The organism is Streptomyces sp. NPDC059456, from assembly GCF_042750055.1.
Lineage (GTDB): Bacteria > Actinomycetota > Actinomycetes > Streptomycetales > Streptomycetaceae > Streptomyces.
Genome location: NZ_JBHYVA010001013.1, coordinates 1 through 2028, shown reverse-complemented (window position 1 = coordinate 2028; position 2028 = coordinate 1). Strand labels below are relative to the sequence as shown.

Sequence of the window (2028 nt, the reverse complement as noted above, 5' to 3'; positions counted from 1 at the left end):
GGACGCGGGCGCTGCCCCGGCCGCGAAGCCGGATGCCGACAAGCTTGCTCGGCAGTCGTCGGACGACAGTGAGCGCACGGCCGTGTTCCGGGCCGTGAAGCCTGCTTCCGCTTCGGCGCAGGCCGGCTCGGGCGCCGCCAGCGCCGACAAGCCGGCCGCGGGCGGTCCGTCCGCCGAGAAGCCGGGTGCGGGCCGGGCTGCGGGTGCCACCGGCAAGGACGCGGCGACCGCCGGCAAGCCGGGCACGGACGGTGCGTCGGCCAAGGGCGGCTCGGGCGAGCGGGACGCCACCGGTGCCCCGGCGGCGAAGCCGGGCGCCGACGACAGTGAGCGCACGGCCGTGTTCCGGGCCGTGAAGCCGGCTGCGGGCGCCACCGGCAAGGATGGTGCGGACGCCGCCGCGGCGTCCGCCGGGAAGCCGGGTGAGGAGGACAGCGAGCGCACCGCCGTCTTCCGGGCCGTGAAGCCGGGGGCGAAGGCTCCGGAGAAGCCCGCCGCCTCCCGGCCCGTGCCGCCGAAGGCGGTCGGCGGGGAGCGGGCCAGCACGTTCGTACCGCTGCGCAAGGACGAGGACGCGGGCCCGGCCGCCAAGCCGGAGACCGCCAAGCCGGCGACGACCGCCAAGCCGACGGCCGCCAAGCCCGCGACCGCCAAGCCCGACGCCCCGGCCCCGGCGTCTGCGGCCGCCGCCTCCACCCCCGTACCCGAGCGGACCGAGCGGACCACGCAGCAGCCGCTGCCGCCCAAGCCGCCGCTCGACCTGCTCGCGGACCTCACCAACAACCCGCCCCCGCCGCCGAGCCCGCTGCGCACGTTCGTCCGCCGGTTCAAGATCTACGCCCCGCTGGTCGTGCTCCTCGTGATCATCCTGGCCGTGGTCCAGCTCGTGCGCCCGCTGCCCGAGCCGAAGCTCACGATGACCGCGAAGTCCTCGTACACCTTCGACGGCGGCAACCCGGTCCTGCCCTGGCCGAAGGAGGGCCAGGGCTACATGGCCGCCGCCGGCCTCGGCACCGTCGGCAGCTTCGGCGAGCAGAAGCCGGTCGCCATCGGCAGCGTCGCGAAGACGATGACGGCGTACGTGATCCTGAAGAACCACCCCCTCAAGAAGGGGGAGAAGGGTCCGATGATCGACATCGACAAGACGGCGGTCGACGACGGCGCCAAGAGCTCCGAGGGCGAGTCCACGGTCGGCACGCTCAAGGCGGGCGACAAGATCTCGGAGTACGACGCCCTCGCCGCGATCATGATCCCGTCGGCCAACAACGTCGCGCGGCTGCTCGCGCGCTGGGACTCCGGCGGCGACCAGGACGCGTTCGTCAAGAAGATGAACGACGCCGCCAAGGAACTCGGCATGACCAACACCACGTACACCGACCCCTCGGGTCTGGACGCGACGACGGTCAGCACCGCCGAGGACCAGGTCAAGCTCGGTCTCAAGGTCGTGGAGATGCCGGAGCTGGTCGCGATCACCAAGCTGCCGGAATGGACCGACCAGTACGGCAAGAAGTGGCGCAACTACAACACCCTCATCCCGGGCAACGGCGCGCTCGGCATCAAGACCGGATCCACCACCAAGGCCGGAGGCAACCTGCTCTTCGCCGCCGAGAAGAAGGTCGGCAAGACGAACCAGCTGATCGTCGGCGCGGTGCTCGGCCAGTACGGCGTCCCGATCCTCGACACGGCGATCGCGGCGAGCAAGCAGGTCATGCTGGCCACGCAGAAGATGCTGGTGAACGCGCCCGTCGTGAAGAAGGGCGACGTCGTCGGGTACGTGGACGACGGCCTCGGCGGGCACACCCCGGTCATCGCGACCGCTGACGTGGAGGCGGTCGGCTGGCCGTCGCTCACGGTCGACATCAAGCTGGCCGACGGGGACGCCAAGCTCCCGCAGACCGCCAAGGCGGGCACCGAGATCGGCATGCTGACCGTCGGCGCGGGGGCCAGCCAGGTGAAGGTGCCGGTGGCGCTGCAGCGTGACCTCGTGGCGCCGGGTATCGGAAGCAAGCTGACCCGTATCGGCTGACG

1 pseudogene is annotated in these 2028 nt (G+C 72.1%); it reads left to right on the top strand.

Going from position 1 to position 2028, the window contains the following annotated elements:
- Nucleotides 1–2026: pseudogene (locus ACFXA3_RS41650) on the top strand (hypothetical protein); the annotation flags it as partial.
- Nucleotides 2027–2028: the final 2 nt, after the last annotated feature.